17 protein-coding genes and 1 other RNA gene are annotated in these 17,370 nt (G+C 47.8%); 16 read left to right on the top strand and 2 right to left on the bottom strand.

Annotated features, from left to right (window positions below; translation table 11 throughout):
* The first annotated feature begins 3 nt into the window (after nucleotides 1-3).
* The 10 genes from mgsA to ERX55_RS00640 are packed head-to-tail and all read left to right on the top strand — an operon-like array spanning nucleotide 4 to nucleotide 10,423.
* A complete protein-coding gene (gene mgsA, locus ERX55_RS00685; RefSeq protein ID WP_133450662.1) occupies nucleotides 4-381 on the top strand; it encodes a methylglyoxal synthase in 378 nt (125 codons plus the stop codon).
* Entirely contained in the window at nucleotides 378-1,505 is a 1,128-nt protein-coding gene (bshA, locus tag ERX55_RS00680) for an N-acetyl-alpha-D-glucosaminyl L-malate synthase BshA (protein WP_133450661.1), read from the top strand. Before mgsA ends, bshA begins: the two co-directional genes overlap by 4 nt.
* Nucleotides 1,492-2,637 carry a CCA tRNA nucleotidyltransferase gene (locus ERX55_RS00675; RefSeq protein WP_165983666.1) on the top strand — a complete coding sequence of 382 codons (1,146 nt, stop codon included), beginning with the start codon at nucleotides 1,492-1,494 and terminating at the stop codon, nucleotides 2,635-2,637. The genes bshA and ERX55_RS00675 overlap by 14 nt, the downstream gene beginning before the upstream one ends.
* On the top strand, nucleotides 2,624-3,595 hold the full coding sequence (locus ERX55_RS00670; RefSeq protein WP_165983665.1) for a biotin--[acetyl-CoA-carboxylase] ligase: 972 nt from the start codon (nucleotides 2,624-2,626) through the stop codon (nucleotides 3,593-3,595). Before ERX55_RS00675 ends, ERX55_RS00670 begins: the two co-directional genes overlap by 14 nt.
* A gap of 10 nt (nucleotides 3,596-3,605) precedes the next feature.
* On the top strand, nucleotides 3,606-6,200 hold the full coding sequence (locus ERX55_RS00665) for a helicase C-terminal domain-containing protein (RefSeq protein WP_133450658.1): 2,595 nt from the start codon (nucleotides 3,606-3,608) through the stop codon (nucleotides 6,198-6,200).
* Nucleotides 6,201-6,254: 54 nt separating this feature from the next.
* On the top strand, nucleotides 6,255-7,439 hold the full coding sequence (locus ERX55_RS00660) for a pyridoxal phosphate-dependent aminotransferase (RefSeq protein WP_133450657.1): 1,185 nt from the start codon (nucleotides 6,255-6,257) through the stop codon (nucleotides 7,437-7,439).
* A gap of 2 nt (nucleotides 7,440-7,441) precedes the next feature.
* Nucleotides 7,442-8,740, top strand: a complete 1,299-nt coding sequence (gene asnS, locus ERX55_RS00655) for an asparagine--tRNA ligase (RefSeq protein ID WP_133450656.1) — start codon at nucleotides 7,442-7,444, stop codon at nucleotides 8,738-8,740.
* Between the two features lie 46 nt (nucleotides 8,741-8,786).
* Nucleotides 8,787-9,440, top strand: coding sequence for a DnaD domain-containing protein (locus ERX55_RS00650; protein WP_133450655.1), 654 nt, complete (start codon nucleotides 8,787-8,789; stop codon nucleotides 9,438-9,440).
* Nucleotides 9,430-10,089, top strand: a complete 660-nt coding sequence (nth, locus tag ERX55_RS00645; RefSeq protein ID WP_133450654.1) for an endonuclease III — start codon at nucleotides 9,430-9,432, stop codon at nucleotides 10,087-10,089. Before ERX55_RS00650 ends, nth begins: the two co-directional genes overlap by 11 nt.
* Nucleotides 10,082-10,423 (top strand): YpoC family protein, encoded by a 342-nt coding sequence (locus ERX55_RS00640; RefSeq protein ID WP_133450653.1) that lies wholly within the window; start codon nucleotides 10,082-10,084, stop codon nucleotides 10,421-10,423. Before nth ends, ERX55_RS00640 begins: the two co-directional genes overlap by 8 nt.
* An 11-nt stretch (nucleotides 10,424-10,434) precedes the next feature.
* On the opposite strand, the gene ERX55_RS00635 is transcribed toward ERX55_RS00640, so the two are convergent.
* The gene (locus ERX55_RS00635; protein WP_133450652.1) at nucleotides 10,435-12,753 is read right to left on the bottom strand and encodes a transglycosylase domain-containing protein; all 2,319 of its coding nucleotides are present in this window, start codon (nucleotides 12,751-12,753) and stop codon (nucleotides 10,435-10,437) included.
* Entirely contained in the window at nucleotides 12,753-13,364 is a 612-nt protein-coding gene (gene recU, locus ERX55_RS00630) for a Holliday junction resolvase RecU (RefSeq protein WP_133450651.1), read from the bottom strand. Before recU ends, ERX55_RS00635 begins: the two co-directional genes overlap by 1 nt.
* Before the next feature lie 76 nt (nucleotides 13,365-13,440).
* Here recU and ERX55_RS00625 point away from each other — a divergent pair, with 76 nt between their 5' ends.
* The 6 genes from ERX55_RS00625 (at nucleotide 13,441) to ERX55_RS00600 (ending at nucleotide 17,267) form a co-directional block, all read left to right on the top strand.
* The gene (locus ERX55_RS00625) at nucleotides 13,441-13,767 is read left to right on the top strand and encodes a DUF1798 family protein (RefSeq protein WP_165983664.1); all 327 of its coding nucleotides are present in this window, start codon (nucleotides 13,441-13,443) and stop codon (nucleotides 13,765-13,767) included.
* Nucleotides 13,764-14,318 carry an SLOG family protein gene (locus tag ERX55_RS00620; protein ID WP_133450649.1) on the top strand — a complete coding sequence of 185 codons (555 nt, stop codon included), beginning with the start codon at nucleotides 13,764-13,766 and terminating at the stop codon, nucleotides 14,316-14,318. Before ERX55_RS00625 ends, ERX55_RS00620 begins: the two co-directional genes overlap by 4 nt.
* Nucleotides 14,319-14,322: 4 nt before the next feature.
* The gene (locus tag ERX55_RS00615; RefSeq protein ID WP_133450648.1) at nucleotides 14,323-14,628 is read left to right on the top strand and encodes a DivIVA domain-containing protein; all 306 of its coding nucleotides are present in this window, start codon (nucleotides 14,323-14,325) and stop codon (nucleotides 14,626-14,628) included.
* A 42-nt stretch (nucleotides 14,629-14,670) separates the two neighbouring features.
* An RNA gene (rnpB, locus tag ERX55_RS00610) (RNase P RNA component class B) lies at nucleotides 14,671-15,040 on the top strand.
* Nucleotides 15,041-15,171: 131 nt separating this feature from the next.
* Nucleotides 15,172-16,290: a THUMP domain-containing class I SAM-dependent RNA methyltransferase gene (locus ERX55_RS00605; RefSeq protein WP_133450647.1), complete on the top strand. Its 1,119-nt coding sequence runs from the start codon at nucleotides 15,172-15,174 to the stop codon at nucleotides 16,288-16,290.
* On the top strand, nucleotides 16,290-17,267 hold the full coding sequence (locus ERX55_RS00600) for an LLM class flavin-dependent oxidoreductase (protein WP_208001490.1): 978 nt from the start codon (nucleotides 16,290-16,292) through the stop codon (nucleotides 17,265-17,267). Before ERX55_RS00605 ends, ERX55_RS00600 begins: the two co-directional genes overlap by 1 nt.
* Nucleotides 17,268-17,370: the final 103 nt, after the last annotated feature.

Genomic DNA, 17,370 nt, shown 5'->3' with positions numbered 1-17,370 from the left:
CTTATGAAATTTGCTATTATCGCACATGACCAGAAAAAAGAGGCACTCGTCAGATTCATTCAGGCGCATCTGGACGAGTTCAGTAAACATACGCTCTACGCAACAGGGACTACCGGACTACGGGTGTCAACAGCGACGGGCCTTACCGTCCATCGCTTTAAGTCAGGGCCGCTTGGCGGTGACCAGGAGATAGGGGCGCTTGTCGCCAATAAAGAGGTGGATGCCATCTTCTTCTTCAGAGACCCGCTCACTGCTCAGCCGCACGAACCGGATGTCTCCGCACTTTTACGTTTATCAGACGTCTATGATGTGCCGCTTGCAACGAACGAAGGGACAGCACTGGCTGTTATTTCTTATTATGAGAACGGAGGACTTTCATGAAAATAGGGATTACTTGCTACCCGACGATGGGCGGCTCAGGTATTATAGCGACAGAGCTCGGCATACAGATGGCTGAGCGGGGACATGATGTGCATTTCATCACATCAAATACACCGTTCAGAATACAGTTCCAGCGGCCGAATATTACGATTCACCAAGTTGATGTGAATCAATATGCGGTCTTTCAGTATCCGCCGTATGATATCACGCTGGCGACTAAAATAGCAGAAGTCATCAATGCATACGACCTGGATGTCCTGCACATGCATTACGCGGTCCCTCACGCCATCTGCGGGATTCTAGGACGCCAGATTGCCCGGAAAGATGTCAAAATCGTCACCACTCTGCACGGGACCGATATCACTGTTCTCGGCTATGATTCTACGCTGAGAAGTGCCATTCGTTTCGGTATAGAAGAAAGTGATATCGTCACGAGTGTCAGCGATGCCCTGACAGCGGACACCATGTCGCTTATCGCACCGAATAAAGAAATCAGAACGGTCTATAACTTCATCAATGAAAAAGATTTTACAAGGGTCGATTCTTCGGCACTCAAGGAGATGTATGGCATACCGAAGGACTATAAAGTGATCTCGCACGTCTCCAACTTCAGAAAAGTGAAGAGAATACAGGATATTCTCGCCACTTTCAAGCAAGTACGAGAATCACTGAAAGTCAAGCTGCTGCTCATTGGTGACGGGCCCGAGTTATCCAAAATGCGAAGTCTGGCGCATAAGCTCGGCATCGATGAAGATGTCATGTTTGTCGGCAAACAGGAGCAAGTCGCAAGCTTTTATCAGATGTCAGACCTCTTCCTGCTGATGTCTGAAAAAGAAAGCTTCGGTCTGGTATTACTGGAAGCCATGAACTGCGGCGTCGTCTGTATCGGTACAAGAGCAGGGGGGATCGGTGAAGTCATCAGACACGAGGAGACAGGCCTTTTAGTAGATGTGGGGGATTCAGAGCAGGCTGCAGCCTATGCTGTCAGACTGCTGACGGATGACGCCTATTATGCGCAGCTGCAGCAGAATATGCTTGAAGATATCGCTGTCCGTTTTTCTTCGGCAGCTATCACTTCACAGTACGAAATGCTCTACAAGGAGCTTATCGATGGACAAGCTTAAGTCCGCTCTCCCAGTCCTGGATCAGCTGCAACGTGCAGGGTACGAGGCTTATATTGTAGGGGGAGCTGTGCGCAATCATCTGCTTGAGCTGCCGATCAGTGACGTGGATATCACGACAAGTGCATTACCGGACGAAGTGGAGGCATTATTTGAGCGGACAGTGCCGATCGGCAAAGAGCATGGTACGGTGATGGTCATACTGAACGGGACATTTGAAGTGACGACCTTTCGCATAGACGGCGACTACGAGGACCATAGGCGGCCGGATTCCGTTATATTCGTCAGTGATCTGAAAAAGGATCTGCTCAGGCGTGACTTTACAGTGAATGCGATGGCGCTGGATCACAGCATGTCAGTCATCGATTATACCGGGGGACAGAATGATTTAGAGCAGCGGCTGATTCGTGCCGTGGGCGATGCAGAGAGACGTTTTACTGAAGATGCCCTACGGATGATACGGGCAGCCCGTTTTCAGAGCGTCCTGGACTTCACGATTGAATCGCAGACGCTTGAGGCGATGAAGACATGTGCGCCTCTGATTGAATATGTGGCAGTAGAACGTATCATAGTAGAGCTGCAGAAATTATTGAATGGCCTGCAACCATCAAGGGGTATGAACACCCTGACGGTAAGTGGCATTGTCAACTACCTGCCGTATTTCCGGGGGTGGCAGGAAGTGCTGCTGCTTGAAGCACCCATGTCACTTGAAGTCTATATCGCATTCCATATCTTTAAAGGGTTGGCAGACATGGACGGTATGCGGAGCCTGAAGTTATCCAATGACAGCTACCGGACCATCAAGCAGGCAGTGGCCATACTGCAGCAACTTGAGCAGCAGGAGGAATTCACGATGGAGCGACTGGTCTATCATTACCCTCTGGCCACAATAGAGGCCTGCCAGAAGCTCGCGGGGAATCAATCAGATGCAAAAGCATACCGTCAGGCACGCAGAATACATAGCAGACAGGATATAGCAGTGAACGGTCATGATGTGATGACACATCTTAAAAGAGAAGGGGGCAGCTGGCTGAAAGTGATGCTTGCTGAGATGGAGGATGCGATTATTACGGGTCAGCTGAAGAATCAGCCTGATGCGATAATGAAATGGGTGGATGAACATGGCGAAATATAAAGGTGACATTCTCGAGCTGCTCTATCATAACCGCTCGACCTATCTATCAGGTCAGACGATTGCTGAACGTCTGGCCATCAGTCGCACAGCTGTCTGGAAAACCATTGAGCTGTTAAAGCAGCAGGGATTCCGAGTGCATTCCGTGCAGAATAAAGGCTACCAGCTCACCGGATTTCCGGAGGAGTGGGACCAGGATATGATGGCACTGATCATCAAGCAGTCTTCTTATTTTAAGAGACGTTTCGTCTATAAGGAAGTGACGTCCACTCAGCTGGTCGCGAAGGAGAAACTGCTAGAGATAGATGAGCCATTCATTGTCATCAGTGAAGTGCAGACAGCAGGAAGGGGCCGTTTTAACCGCAGCTGGGATTCGCAAGGGACAAAAGGGCTGTGGATGACAGCTGTTTTCAGAAGAGATGTGCCGCTCCAGAAAATGATGTCGTTCAATCTTTTTCTGTCTCTCGCAATCGCCAAGACGATCCGCCGTATGAGTGGCGCTGAGGCTAAAATCAAGTGGCCGAATGACATTTATATCGATGACCGGAAGTGCTGCGGCTTCCTCACGGAAATCAGCGGTGAGGCTGCACTGATCCAGAATATCATCTGCGGAATCGGCATTAATCTGAATCATGAGGCGTCAGATTTTCAGCAGGACCTTGCAGTGAAAGCGACCAGTCTGAAAGCTGCAACAGGTCATCCAGTCAACCGTTATCAGTTTCTGGAAGAGCTGCTTATTGAAATAGAAGCAGCCTTCAGGCAGTTCCTGGTACTTGATTTCAAGGATATCAAAGATGAGTATGGGCAGTATTCAAACATCTGGCAGCGAAAACTGCGGTATACGGAAGGGACGACTGTAGTGGAGGGCGTCGCTGTCGAAATCCTGGATGATGGCCGTTTAGTTGTACAGGATGAAAAGGGCACGCTGCATCACTTTATGAGTGCGGATATAGAAATTTAGGAGGGAAGATATGCAGTACGCAGTAGTCGATATAGAGACGACAGGTAATAATATGGCGGTTGATGATATCATCCAGATTGGTATCGTCATCATGGACGACAGGACGATTATCGACCGTTATGACAGCTATGTCTATACCGACCAGCCGATTCCTCCGTTTATTGAGTCACTGACCGGTATTACGGATGACATGGTCAGTCAGGCCCCTACATTCAGGGAGATCATGCCGGATGTACTGGCGCTTTTGCAGGATAAAGTATTTGTCGCACATAATATTCATTTCGATCTTAATTTTCTGACAGGGCTCTTTGATAAGGCGGGCATCCACTTTCAGCCGCGGCACTGTATCGATACAGTCGACCTTTTCAAGATTGTCTACCCTGATGCTGAAAGTTATCAGTTAAGTGCGCTGGCGCAGACACTTGATATTCAGCTGGATGATGCGCATAGTGCCATAGCAGACGCACAGGCAACGGCTGAGATCATGCAGCTCGCGCTTGCCAAGCTGGCCGCATTTCCGAAAGAGACGCTGATTCAGATCTATCATCTGGCCAAAAAGATGAGAAATGATATCGACAAACTGCTCTTTCCACTGATTGAGCGTCATCAGACAGTCAGTCATTTTCCTGTCTTAAAAGGGCTGGCCTATCACTTGACGACGATAGATGCGCAGAAAGTCACGATAGATGAATCTCTCGAGGCATTTTACAGACGTATCATAGAAGTGAATGAGCTGCATTTCCGGCAGGAGCAGCTGTATTTGACGGAGCTGATCTATGAGACGATGCTGACCGGTAATATGCAGTTGATTGAGGCGGAAGTCGGCAGTGGTAAATCCCTCGCCTATCTGACCGCCGCCACTTACTATCTGGCGCAGCACGGGGAGAATATATTGCTGACTACTGCCACTAAAGCGCTTCAGCAGCAATTGATTCAGTCAGATGCTGTACTGATTGAAAAGGCACTGGGACAGCCGGTTCCACTCATCCTGCTGAAAAGTAAGCGCAACTATATTTCAGTTGAGTTCGTTAAGTTCCTGCTTGATGACACGAAGGAAAACCACGATATTCTCTTGCTGAAGATGCAGTTACTTGTTTTTCTGCTGGCCGGCCAGTCCGGAGATATCAGTCAGTTGAACATAAACGGTGGACGCAAGATTTATCTGGATTTGATGCGCACCCTCTATAAAGGCAGACAAGACACTTATCTTTATCAGGATGTCCGTAAAATCAACGTCCCAGTGCTGGGTGTGACGAATCATGCCCATCTGTTGCATTCAGGTAAGGAAGGGTTCCCGGGCCAGTTCAGTCATCTGATTATCGATGAAGGCCATCAGCTGCAGGAAGTCGCGCTGGAACACACGTATGTGTCCTGGAGCTACCAGGCCGTGAAATACCACCTGTCTCAGCTGGCTAAAGAAGAGGGTCTTGTCTTCAGCGCCTATCAGCAGCTGAACCAGTCGAAAAGAAGTCTGGATGAGCTGGCCGTCTCGCATTTTGAGCTGAAGGCGGTCATCCAGGAAGTCGAGCAGCTGAACGACCAGTTCTTTCAGGAGATTGCGCTTGACTCCAGCAGCCCGTTCGTCAGACTCAGGACGTCAGCAGTGCTGCCGCAGCTGCTGCATAAGATAACAGCCTTCAAAGCAATGACGGATCAGCTGGATCTCAATCGCATGGTGAACAGAGAAGTCAATTTCGTCCATCAGATTTATCAGCAGATCACGACTGCGCTGACAGGAGGGAAGCTCGTCTTCGTTCAGCCCGGCCGCAATTATACCGCCGCCACTTTGTTCATTAAGGATAAAAAGCTCGGTGATATTTTCAGTACCCAGCTGTTCAGCCATTTCGATTCCCTGACCTTGTTATCAGGTTCCCTGATGTTAAATCAGTCGCTCAGACATCTGAATCCGCTGCTTGATATGCATCAGGACAATATCACATTGTTTGCGCCAGTCGCGCGTCAGGACGAGGTGACGTTCTTTATACCGCATGATATGCCGGAATTTCACTATCAGGACCACGAGGCTTATATCGAGCAGCTGTCACTGTATATTTCGTCCTATTTTGCGACAGAACATAAAAAGATGCTTGTTTTATTCAACAATTATCAGATGATCAGCGAAGTGGAAAGTTATCTGAAGGACGTGCTGGAGACCACACTGCTCGTTCAGACCCCGCAGTCCAATGCGCACAAACTGCTACTTCAGTTCAATCAGCTGGACAGTGCCGTCCTCCTCGGGACTCAGGCCTTTTATGAGGGGATGGATTATCAGTCCGATGCCTTTAAGTGTGTGATGATTGTCACGCTGCCTTTCATTCATCCGAGCGACAGACGGATTCTACTGATGAAAGATGAACTTGCGGATAGTTTCAATGACTATCAGCTGCCCTATGCAGCAACGAAGATCAGACAGGCAGCGGGACGTCTGATTCGGCGTGAGGAAGACCGGGGTATCATTCTCTGTATGGATAAGCGAATCGTTGAAGCCAGTTATCATCACATCTTTGATAGCGTGCTGGCGAAGTACGACGTCACTAGAGGAGATGTGACAGATTTTCTATCTTTAGTGACTAAAAAAAGAAGCGGCAGACAAGAAATGATTTAACCTGAGTGTGCTTCTTTGGTAAACTGAAAGTATCATCATTAAGGAGCTGTTGAAATGGAATTATCTCAACGAGTACAGAAACTGACGCCATCCTCTACACTGGCGATTACCGCTAAGGCAAATGAACTGAAAGCGGCGGGTCAGGCGGTCATCGGACTTGCAGCAGGTGAACCCGATTTTAATACACCTGAAAACATCATTCAGGCTGCATTCAAGGCCGTTGAAGAAGGCAAGACAAAATATACGCCGGCCGGAGGACTGCCGAAGCTGAAAGAAGCCATCCAGCAGAAACTGGAGCGCGATGAAGGTCTGCGCTATGAGCTGAACGAAATAATGGTGGCCTCAGGCGCGAAGCATGCACTTTATAACTTATTCCAATCGATTCTTGATGAAGGCGATGAAGTGATAATTCCAATCCCTTTCTGGGTCAGCTACCCTGAACAGGTCAAACTGGCAGGCGGTGAACCCGTTTATGTCACAACAGATGAATCGACAGAATTCAAGGTGACAGCTGATCAGCTTGACAGCGTGTTATCGGATAAGACGAAGGCCATTATTCTGAACACACCAAGCAATCCGACAGGTGCCATCTACTCCAGGGAAGAATTGCAGGCGGTCGCTGACTGGGCAGTGCAGCATCAGATCATCGTCGTCTCAGATGAAATCTATGAGACGCTTGTCTATGACGGCGAACATATCAGCATCGCCGCACTGGGAGAGGACATCAAGAAGCTGACGGTCATCATCAACGGTGTATCGAAAAGTCATTCCATGACAGGCTGGCGGATCGGCTATGCAGCAGGCGACAGGCAGCTGATCAAAGCTATGACGGATCTTGCGAGTCATTCAACAAGTAATCCGACGACGCCTTCACAGTGGGCGGCGATTGAAGCCTACGAGGGGGACCAGACGTTCCTGCGGGAGATGAACAAGACGTTCAAGTCACGTCTTGATGCCATCTATCCTCAGCTGATGGAGATTCCTGGGATTGAATGTATCAAGCCTAAAGGCGCATTCTATCTGTATCCGAACGTCAAAGAGACGGTTCGTCTCTGCGGACTCGACAATGCGGACCAGTTTGTTGAAGAACTGCTGGAAACCTCACTGGTAGCGGTGGTTCCGGGCTCTAGTTTCGGTTCACCTGATAACATCCGTCTGTCATACGCAACCGATCTCGAGTCGATGACAGAAGCGATCAAACGTATCAAACAATTTGTAGAAGAAAGAATGGAGAAATAGACATGGCAGATAAAATTACTATTAATCAGTCGTCCGATTTTGTCGGTCAGACAGTCACGATTGGTGCCTGGATTTTAAACAAACGTTCCAGCGGTAAAATTGCATTCCTGCAGTTGCGCGATGGCACAGGATTTATGCAGGCAGTTGTGGTGAAAGAAGATATCGGTGAAGAACTCTTTAAAGTGGCAAAAGGCATGACTCAGGAGACTTCCCTCTATATTACAGGTGTCATCAAGGAAGATGACCGCTCTGACTTCGGCTATGAGATGGAAGTGACGGATCTTGAAATCATCCATGAGGCAGTGGATTATCCGATTACACCGAAAGCCCATGGTACAGACTTCCTGATGGACCACCGCCACCTGTGGCTGCGTTCAAAACGTCAGCATGCCGTCATGAAGATCAGAAATGAAATCATCCGTGCGACTTATGAGTTCTTCAACAATGAAGGCTTCACTAAGATTGACCCGCCTATTCTGACAGGCAGTGCGCCTGAAGGGACAAGTGAACTCTTCCATACGAAGTACTTCGATGAAGATGCCTTCCTCTCACAGAGTGGTCAGCTGTATATGGAAGCGGCAGCGATGGCACACGGCAAAGTCTTCTCATTCGGCCCGACGTTCCGTGCTGAGAAGTCGAAAACGCGCCGTCACTTAATTGAGTTCTGGATGATTGAGCCGGAAATGGCCTTCTATGAGCATGAAGACAGCCTGAAAGTACAGGAAGACTACGTCAGCTATATCGTTCAGTCCGTCCTGAAGAACTGTCAGCTTGATCTTAAGCTTCTCGGCCGTGATACGGAGAAACTGGAGAAAGTGAAGGCGCCGTTCCCGCGTATCACTTATACCGATGCAATCAAGATGCTTAAGGAAATGAACTTCGATGATATTGAATGGGGCGATGATTTCGGTGCGCCGCATGAGACAGCGATCGCCAATCATTTTGACCTGCCAGTCTTTATCGTCAACTATCCGACTCAAATCAAGCCGTTCTACATGGAACCGAATCCGGAAGAAGAAGGTACCGTGAAATGTGCAGACTTGATCGCACCGGAAGGCTACGGTGAAATCATCGGAGGTTCAGAGCGTATCAACGATCTTGAACTTCTGGAAGCCCGTCTGAAAGAACATCATCTTGATCCGGCGGCTTATTCATACTATACGGATCTCCGGAAATACGGCAGTGTGCCGCATTCAGGTTTCGGTCTCGGTCTGGAAAGAACAGTAGCCTGGATTTCTGGTGTTGAACATGTCAGAGAAACAAGTCCGTTCCCACGTCTTCTGAACAGACTTTATCCATAAAAATCACAACGCTAACAATCGTTAGCGTTTTCTTGTAGGTGAGAGTATGCTTATCAATCAACATCTAGCAGTGCCGCATATTCTGTTGAAGGATTACCGGCACTTAAATATGAATGAAACAGAGCTGGTCGTGCTGCTTAAGCTGATGCAGTTTGACGGCAAGGAGATGCCTGGATTCAAGGAACTGGCAGATGAGATGTCCTTAACGACAGAGCAGGTGGCTGCGCAGATTCAAGGGCTGATTCAGAAGGACCTGATCGCGATACATGTCGACCACAGCCATCAGCAGTACAGTGAAATCATTTCACTTGAACCGCTGGACCGTCAGCTGCAAGCCCGTTATCAGGCGCAGACAGTCAGCCATGAGCTGAGTTTCAATACCCTCTTCGAACGCTTTGAAGTCGCGTTCAGCAGGCCGCTGACGCCTATAGAGATGCAGACACTCAATCACTGGCTGGATAGTGACCATCATTCGCTGGATATCATTCAGGCTGCGCTCGATGAAGCGGTATCGCATGATAAGCTCAGCTTTAAGTATATCGACCGTATCCTGCTGAACTGGCAGAAGCGGAATGTCAAGACGATTGATGATTCCAAGACGGTCAGCAACGATTTCAAGACCGGCCGCAAAATGACCAAAACGATTGAAAACTTTCCGGTGTTTGACTGGGTGAACGGAGAGAATCCATATGCTAAGTAAAAAGAAGACACTCGAGCTTCTTGATGTCATCGCTGACATGTATCCGGATGCCGAGTGCGAGCTGAATTACCGCAATCCATTCGACTTGACCATCGCTGTCCTGCTGTCAGCACAGTGTACAGATGCGACAGTCAACAGAGTAACAGCGTCACTGTTTGAAAAATATCATACGCCGGCGGATTATCTGAATGTGCCCCTGGAAGAACTGATGACAGATATCCGTTCGATCGGTCTTTATCGCAACAAGGCCAAGAACATTCAGGCGCTCTGCCGCATCCTGCTGGATGAATATGACGGGCAGGTGCCAAAAGAGCATGCTCAGCTTGTCAAGCTGCCAGGCGTCGGCCGGAAGACGGCGAATGTCGTCGTCTCTGTGGCATTCGGTGTACCGGCTCTGGCAGTTGATACGCACGTTGAACGCGTTTCTAAAAGGCTTGGAATCTGCCGCTGGAAGGATAATGTCACAGAAGTGGAAACGACCCTGTGTCGTCAAGTGCCTAGGGAACGCTGGACAAAAACACATCATCAGCTTATTTTCTTTGGCCGCTATCACTGTACCGCCAAAAATCCGAAATGTAATGTATGTCCGCTGCTGAGTGACTGCCGTGAAGGGAAGAAAAGAAAGAAGGTGATAATCGGTGATGAATGAGGCATTTTTTGAGTCGCTTGAAGAACAGCTGGACGCACTGGCGGATGACAAAGCGATGCAGAGTGACAGGGGGTTAGTCTTACTGGACCAGTACAAAGAGGCGCTGATCACATATTTATTTGAGGTCAATGAGCAGCCTGTCGATGTCACTCAAATCGAACAGCTGGCCTATAAACCGCTCAATGCTGCAGAACGGATTGACTTTATTTCAGCGAATAGTTTTCATTTTATGCGTTATCAGCAGATGAAGACGATGCGGTCCGAGGTCAAGAAGCTGGCCGCTATCAAGAAGATAAGAGATAACAGAAAAGCTAAAAAAGAGCCTATCGAATGATAGGCTCTTTTTTATGAGGCTTTTTCTTTAGGTGCTTCTGTGACAGGTGCTGCTGAACGCGTCGCTTCAGTCGTCGGTACCGTGGTTGCCGGTGCAGCGGTCGTCGGTAGTTCAGTCGTCACCTTTTCAGTCGTCACCTTTTCAGTTGCCGGTTTCTCAGTGGTCGGTGGTTCGGTCGTCGGTTTCTCTGTCGTCATGACTTCTGTCGTTACTCGTTCAGTGGCCGGCAGGTCTGTTGTGACCGGTATATTAGGCGTATCTGTAACAGAGGCTGCAGGTACCGGGGTACCTGCAGCTTCTGTTTTGACTTCTGAAGAAGTGATCTGTTTAGTTGTTTCGCCGTCGTTGACTTGAAGTTCATTGCCGATTTCGGTCACTGAATCAGGTTTCTGGAAGTCCTGACCATCTATCGGACTGACTTCTGTCATTACAGCTTTAAAGAGTGATTGTGGTAATGCCTGTTCCACATGTCCTACGAATGAGTTCTCGCCGTATTGTGCGATTTTAGTGAAGCCCATCCAGACGGTCATCGTGTACTGCGGTGAATAACCGGATATCCAGACATCTTTTGCCGCAGAGCTCGGCAGATTATATTTCTGATAAACTTCATCGCCGTAAGTCGCTGTCCCTGTTTTGCCGGCGAAGTTGACACCAGCAGGGGCCATACCAGGAGCAGTACCGTCTGCTGTAAAGACATCTTTCAGGATATCGGTGATCATGTAAGCGGTATAATCTTCCATCGCTTTTCTGGTCGTATGACTGAATGTGATGGTCTGGTCATCTTGTGTCACGACTTTGCGAATCGCATGTGCCTCGTTGTAGACGCCATTGTTACCGAAGGCAGAGAAGGCTGCAGCCATTTGTGTCGTTGAGAATTCTGAAGCGCCGCCACCGAGTGCTTCAGCAGGGCCGAGATCCGGATTGTCATAGTTTAAGTTCACTTTTTTCGCAAAGTTGGCAGGAGCATCGTAGCCGAGCTGAGACTGCGAAGTCTGGAACATTTTCAGCGCTGGAATGTTGTAACTTTTTCTCAGTGCTTCACGCATGGTCACATTACCGTGACTGAGCGTATCATAGTTACGGAATTCGCTGCCGTTGATATCCAGCACGCTTTCATCCTGTATCTGAGTGCTCGTCGGATATTTCAGACCTTCGATCACTGGGCCGTAATCAAGGATAGGCTTAATGATTGAACCTACTGCATGGGGATCAGTCGCCAGGTTACGGTCGACAACGTCCTGATAGCCGCGGCCGCCAGAGATGGCAACCAGTCCACCCGTTTTGGTATCCAGGATAGTAGCGGCAGCCTGCTGGTCTTTATTTTTGTAGACGGCCAGGTTGTCTACATTGTTCTGCAGGGTTTTCTGGACATTGGCATCCATATTGGTGTAGATGCTTAAGCCGCTGGTCAGGATATCACTGAGTGATTGACCTTTAAATTCCTTGTTGCTTTTAATTTCCTGCTTGATGATGTTGACATAGGAAGCGTAGACCGGGTCATTCTGATCGATGTTCTGACGCTCAGCCGCGGTACGGGGAACCAGATTGGCATGCAGATCCTGTGCCTGCGCCTCTTTCATCTGTTCCTGTGTGATGCGGTTATGACGGTTCATCAGATAGAGGACGGTGTCTTTCCGTTTTTCAGCTGCCTCGGGGTGATCGTAAATATTATACATATTAGGGATCTGCGGCAGTCCTGCCAGATAAGCAGACTCAGCAAGCGTCAGGTCTTTCAGGTCTTTGTTGAAGTAATATTTGGCTGCTGTTTTAACACCATAAATACCGTCTGAATAATAGATTTTATTCATGTACATCTCGAAGATCTGGTTCTTGTCGTACTCCTGCTCTAATCTGTAGGACAGATAGGCTTCCTGCGCTTTCCGTTCAATTGATTTCTTATCGGTCAGGAATGAACGTTTCACGACCTGCTGGGTTAAAGTGGAGGCACCCTGTGAGCCGAAGCCGCCTGTGATATTTTTAAGGACGGCACCTGTCAGACGTTTGAAGTCAATTGCACCGTGTTCATAGAAACGGTTATCCTCTGTCGCAAGGACAGCATTTCTCATCTGGTCCGGGATGTCGGCAAATTTAACCTCTTCTCTGCGCTGCCCCATATAGAGCACAGTGGCGAGCTGGTTGTTCTTGTCATAGATTTTGGTGGGTAACTGATCACGTAAGTTTGCCTCATTAAATGAAGGTGCTTTCCACGCGTAATAAAGGAACAGGCCGATAGCGAGTACCATTACAGCGGCGAAAGCAATGACAAGTCCTCCGAGAATCTGAAGGATTGTTTTCTTTACGTTGCGTTTCTTGGATTTAGTTGTTGCCATTATTTTTCCTCACTCTCATCTGATAAAGATAAAGCGGCGAGATAGTCAAGTCTCGGCCTGAAACCGTTTGGTACTAATATACCATCGTTTCGGATTTCTGTTAATGTCATTGATTTGCGTCCGCCCGCCATCATCCGTTGCCAGTAGTGATAGAAGGGGACGAAAGGCAGCAGGTAGACTTCATTTAAGACGGCGAAATGAATCAGCAGAAAGCAGATCCCCCCCTGTTCGATTACCGCCCGCATATGCTCGACTTGATGGGCGTGAATGTTGACGAGCGGGAAGCTGGTCTTATTCTGTGTTTCCTTTGCTTCAAAGTCCAGATACTTTCCTTTATAGATACCATTATAATCGGTAGTAGAAGGTGTCTTGAAGTAAGCTTCAGTGATCACGGCTTTACTACGTTTTGGATAATCCACTTTAACAATCTGCACAGGCGTCGGACGCTTATGAATCACTGCCAGATGTTCAGTCAGATAGTATTGATTGGAGGCATCGATGGCCTCCTCGAAAACCATGCCGCGCCTGCCATAGTTTATCTTACGCTTTTCACGTCCTGTTGTAACTAAGTCTTTAGACGGATGTTTTTTTCCGTTCGGATAATTTACCATTTTGTAACTTCCTGATTTTTTAGTATGATGGGATTACAGCTAATTTTACCATATTTCTGAAGGGACGTGCCCTGAATTGCAAGATTATATTAAACCACTGAATGAGGATTTAGTAAAGATAGAAACATTTTTCAATGCCGCTAAAAATGGCAAGGAATATAATTTCGTTCTGGATATCCAGCCGTTCACAGAGCGTGTGGACCGGCATCTAGCTCAGCTTGATGACATTAAGGAGGCTATTCTGAAGCTACCGTTAATGAATGAGCTGAAACTGCAGCTGCTCGTTCTGCATCTGAGGGAGCTGTCGGTTGACTGCTTTTTTGATAAGACAAGTAAAAAAGTCTTCCTGGATAAGTTTAAGGCCGTGCAGCATGATCTTCACTATTTAGAGCGCAAACTATGAAATCCCTGTATGTGACAGGCTATAAGCCTTTTGAGCTTCAGATATTCAAGAACAATCAGCCTGAAGTGAGATTTATTAAGCTCTATCTCCAGGAACGCATCAGACAATATGCCGAAGAGGGGCTGGAATGGGTCATTATCAGCGGCATGCTCGGCACAGAGCTCTGGGCAGGGGAAGTGGCGATCAGGCTGAAGAAGAACTATCAGCTGAAACTGGCGGTCATCACACCTTTTCTCGAGCACACAGCAAAATGGAATGAAGAGAACCAGCTCTACTATGACCGGATCATCAGTCAGGCCGATTTTGTGACGTCTGTTTATCAGCAGGCCTATGCGGGCGGCTATATGTTCAGGGAAGCGACACAGTTCATACTGGAGAATACTGAAGGAACACTGCTCTTCTATGATGAGGAGCATGAGGGCAGCCCGAAATACTTCAAACGTCAGCTGATTGATTTTAGTAATGAGAGTGACTATAATATGGATATCATTTCTATGGACGATCTATCGGTCTTTATCAACGACTACCAAAGCGAGAAATGGGGAGGATGACAGGATGGAAGATATGACGCTGAAGTACTCGGCAAAAGATATTTACGAGAAAGAATTTGAACGGGCGATGGTTCGGGGGTTCAAGCCTGAAGATGTCGACGGTTTTCTGGATGATATCATATCCGACTATCAGAAGATGGAGGACATGAATCATCAGCTGCTGAAGCTGACAGATGAAAATAAGAAGCTGAAAAAAGAGATAGAAGATTTAAGGATACGGGTCGCGACAGGCAGAGGCGATTCCGGCTCCCAGAACTACGATCTGCTGAAAAGAATCTCAAATCTTGAAAAAGCGGTCTTTGGTAAGTAGTCTTGCCGGCCTAACTGTGATATAATGCATTAAGTTAAAAGATATCTCGGATAATCGCTATAGCAATATAGAGGAAAGTCCATGCTCACACATGCCTGAGATGGCTGTAGTGATCGTGCCTGGTGAAACAATAAGCCAGGGCATTTATTTGACGGCAGTGAAACGGCCTAAGTCCTCTGGATATGGCCCGAGTAATTTGAAAGTGCCACAGTGACGTAGCTTGTCCGGAAACGGAGAAGGTGGAACGCGGTAAACCCCTCGAGTGAGCAATCCAAATTTGGTAGGAGCACTTTTCTAGCGGAAATGAACGTATAGAAGAGGTAGAGTAATCTACAGACAGATGATTATCACCGGCGTACGAGAGTAACTAGACTCGATTGCAGTACTAAGGAACAGAACATGGCTTACAGAGATATCTTTCTAGTGCAGTCCTCCTGTGAAGGAGGGCTTTTTTTATGGCTTATGGTAGAATTAAATGGAGATATTTTAATTTATAAATTTAAAATAATATGATTATGTAAACTTAAAATAAAGGAGATTGTTATGTATCAACTATTAGCTACTTCACCGATGGGGCTGGAAGCAGTCGTCGCGAAAGAGGTCAATGAGCTTGGCTATGAAACAACAACTGAAAACGGACGTGTTCTTTATGAAGGGGATGCCCGGGCAATTGTACGTTCTAACCTCTGGCTCAGAACAGCAGACCGTGTCAAGATTGTGGTTGGCAGATTTTACGCAACGACGTTTGATCAGCTCTTCGAACAGACGAAAGCACTGCCATGGGAGGATATCATCGGGCCGCAGGGATCATTCCCGGTGTCAGGCAAAAGTCTGAAGTCCAAGCTGTTCAGTGTGCCGGACTGTCAGGCCATCGTCAAGAAAGCAATCGTCGAACGTCTGAAGAAAGCATATGATATCAAAGGATGGATTGATGAGAGCGGGGCGCTCTATAAAGTGGAGGTTGCTATCCTGAAAGATGAAGTCCTGCTGACGATCGACACATCGGGTGCGGGTCTGCATAAACGAGGATATCGTCTCGCTCAAGGGGCTGCCCCGATGAAGGAGACGCTGGCTGCCGCACTGGTCAGATTATCAAACTGGACAGGGGATACGCCTTTTATTGACCCTTTCTGCGGTTCTGGTACCATAGCGATTGAAGCGGCGATGATCGCACAGAATATTGCGCCGGGCTTCAACCGTGAGTTTGCCAGTGAGGAATGGGACATCATTCCTGAAGAGATGTATGAGGAAGAACGTATCAAAGCAGACAACGAGGCGCTCTACGACAAAGAGATTGATATCACAGCGAGCGATATCGACCCTGAGATGATTCAGATCTCAAAGAACAATGCGACTGAAGTCGGCTTCGGGGAGCTGATCAAGTTCAAACAGATGAATGTCCATGACCTGACCCTGCATGCCGAGAAAGGTGCTATCGTCGGTAACCCGCCTTACGGTGAACGGATCGGTGAACGCGGTGAAGTGGAAGCGATGTACACCTATTTAGGTGATCTGATAAAAGCGAATCCTAAATGGTCGCTCTATATTATGACCAGCTACAAAGAATTTGAGGTCCTGGTCGGTAAGAAAGCGACTAAGCGACGGAAACTTTTCAATGGCTATCTGGAGTGTACGTATTATCAGTACTGGGGCGAGAGATAATGGAATTCAGCGTCCTGGATCAGGTGCCTCTATCACGTGGTGACAGTCCGGAGGAAGCACTTGTGAAATCCATAGCGCTCGTCAAATGGACAGAGCAGCTGGGCTATAAGCGCTACTTTGTGGCGGAGCATCACCATACGAGAGGTCTGATCAGCAACAGCCCGGATATTATGATGACGAGACTTCTGAGCGTCACTGAGTCAATTGTAGTGGGTTCAGGCGGCATCCTCCTGCCGCAGTATAGCCCGTATAATATCGCTGAAAGGATACAGCTAATAGAGGCGATGTTTCCGGGCCGTGTCAACTTAGGTGTCGGCAACTCGCCGGGTGGCACGGAGCTGACGCGTCTCGCCCTGACTGATGGGGCTGACAGTAAACACCGTGACTATACAAGAATGCTGACGGATTTGATCGGCTTCATGCATAACAGCTTACCTAAAGACCATCGTTTCCGCAGTGTGAAGGCCGGGCCACGGATCAGTCATCAGCCACCGGTCTATATACTGGGACTCACGGTGAACGGGGCGAGGCGGGCAGCGAAATTAGGTATCGGCTTTGTCTTCGGTGCCTTTATCAATCCGAAGCATATGGACGAGGCCCTGACCACCTATTATGATGAGTTTCAACCATCAGCTGTCCTGCAGAAGCCGCATGCAATTATCTGCCTTTTCATCATCTGCTGTGAGACGAGGGCAGAGGCAGAGCAGCATGCAAAAATACTGGACCACTGGCTGTTAAATGTCACTCTCGGACGGGATACCACCGTGCCGACCTCAGCAGAAGTAGCCGAGAAGATCTACAGCGAGAAAGAGCGGGTGATTATTCAGGCAAACCGCAGACGTTGTATAATCGGCAATACGGTTGATGTGAAGGAAGCACTCCGTCAATTGCCGAGAGCTGATGAAATCATGGTCATCTGTAATATTCATGATTTTGAGGCCAAGAAAAAAATTTATAAGCTGATCAAGGAATTGTGAGATACATCCGTATCTCATTTTTTTGTCTTTTTAATTAATATAACTATGTTATGTAAACTTTAAATAATATTTTATGGATACTTTTCATTTAAGGCAAAAGAAA

Origin of the sequence: Macrococcus bovicus (assembly GCF_004359575.1) — a bacterium.
Classification (GTDB): Bacteria; Bacillota; Bacilli; order Staphylococcales; family Staphylococcaceae; genus Macrococcus; species Macrococcus bovicus.
This window is presented reverse-complemented; position numbering and strand designations above follow the sequence as displayed.

Coding starts and splice junctions, on each gene's coding strand:
- ERX55_RS00650 (WP_133450655.1), top strand. CDS start 8,787: ATGCTTATCAATCAACATCTAGCAGTGCCGCATATTCTGTTGAAGGAT.
- ERX55_RS00600 (WP_208001490.1), top strand. CDS start 16,290: ATGGAATTCAGCGTCCTGGATCAGGTGCCTCTATCACGTGGTGACAGT.
- asnS (WP_133450656.1), top strand. CDS start 7,442: ATGGCAGATAAAATTACTATTAATCAGTCGTCCGATTTTGTCGGTCAG.
- ERX55_RS00620 (WP_133450649.1), top strand. CDS start 13,764: ATGAAATCCCTGTATGTGACAGGCTATAAGCCTTTTGAGCTTCAGATA.
- ERX55_RS00615 (WP_133450648.1), top strand. CDS start 14,323: ATGGAAGATATGACGCTGAAGTACTCGGCAAAAGATATTTACGAGAAA.
- recU (WP_133450651.1), bottom strand. CDS start 13,364: ATGGTAAATTATCCGAACGGAAAAAAACATCCGTCTAAAGACTTAGTT.
- ERX55_RS00675 (WP_165983666.1), top strand. CDS start 1,492: ATGGACAAGCTTAAGTCCGCTCTCCCAGTCCTGGATCAGCTGCAACGT.
- ERX55_RS00640 (WP_133450653.1), top strand. CDS start 10,082: ATGAATGAGGCATTTTTTGAGTCGCTTGAAGAACAGCTGGACGCACTG.
- ERX55_RS00635 (WP_133450652.1), bottom strand. CDS start 12,753: ATGGCAACAACTAAATCCAAGAAACGCAACGTAAAGAAAACAATCCTT.
- nth (WP_133450654.1), top strand. CDS start 9,430: ATGCTAAGTAAAAAGAAGACACTCGAGCTTCTTGATGTCATCGCTGAC.
- ERX55_RS00670 (WP_165983665.1), top strand. CDS start 2,624: ATGGCGAAATATAAAGGTGACATTCTCGAGCTGCTCTATCATAACCGC.
- mgsA (WP_133450662.1), top strand. CDS start 4: ATGAAATTTGCTATTATCGCACATGACCAGAAAAAAGAGGCACTCGTC.
- ERX55_RS00605 (WP_133450647.1), top strand. CDS start 15,172: ATGTATCAACTATTAGCTACTTCACCGATGGGGCTGGAAGCAGTCGTC.
- ERX55_RS00660 (WP_133450657.1), top strand. CDS start 6,255: ATGGAATTATCTCAACGAGTACAGAAACTGACGCCATCCTCTACACTG.
- ERX55_RS00665 (WP_133450658.1), top strand. CDS start 3,606: ATGCAGTACGCAGTAGTCGATATAGAGACGACAGGTAATAATATGGCG.
- bshA (WP_133450661.1), top strand. CDS start 378: ATGAAAATAGGGATTACTTGCTACCCGACGATGGGCGGCTCAGGTATT.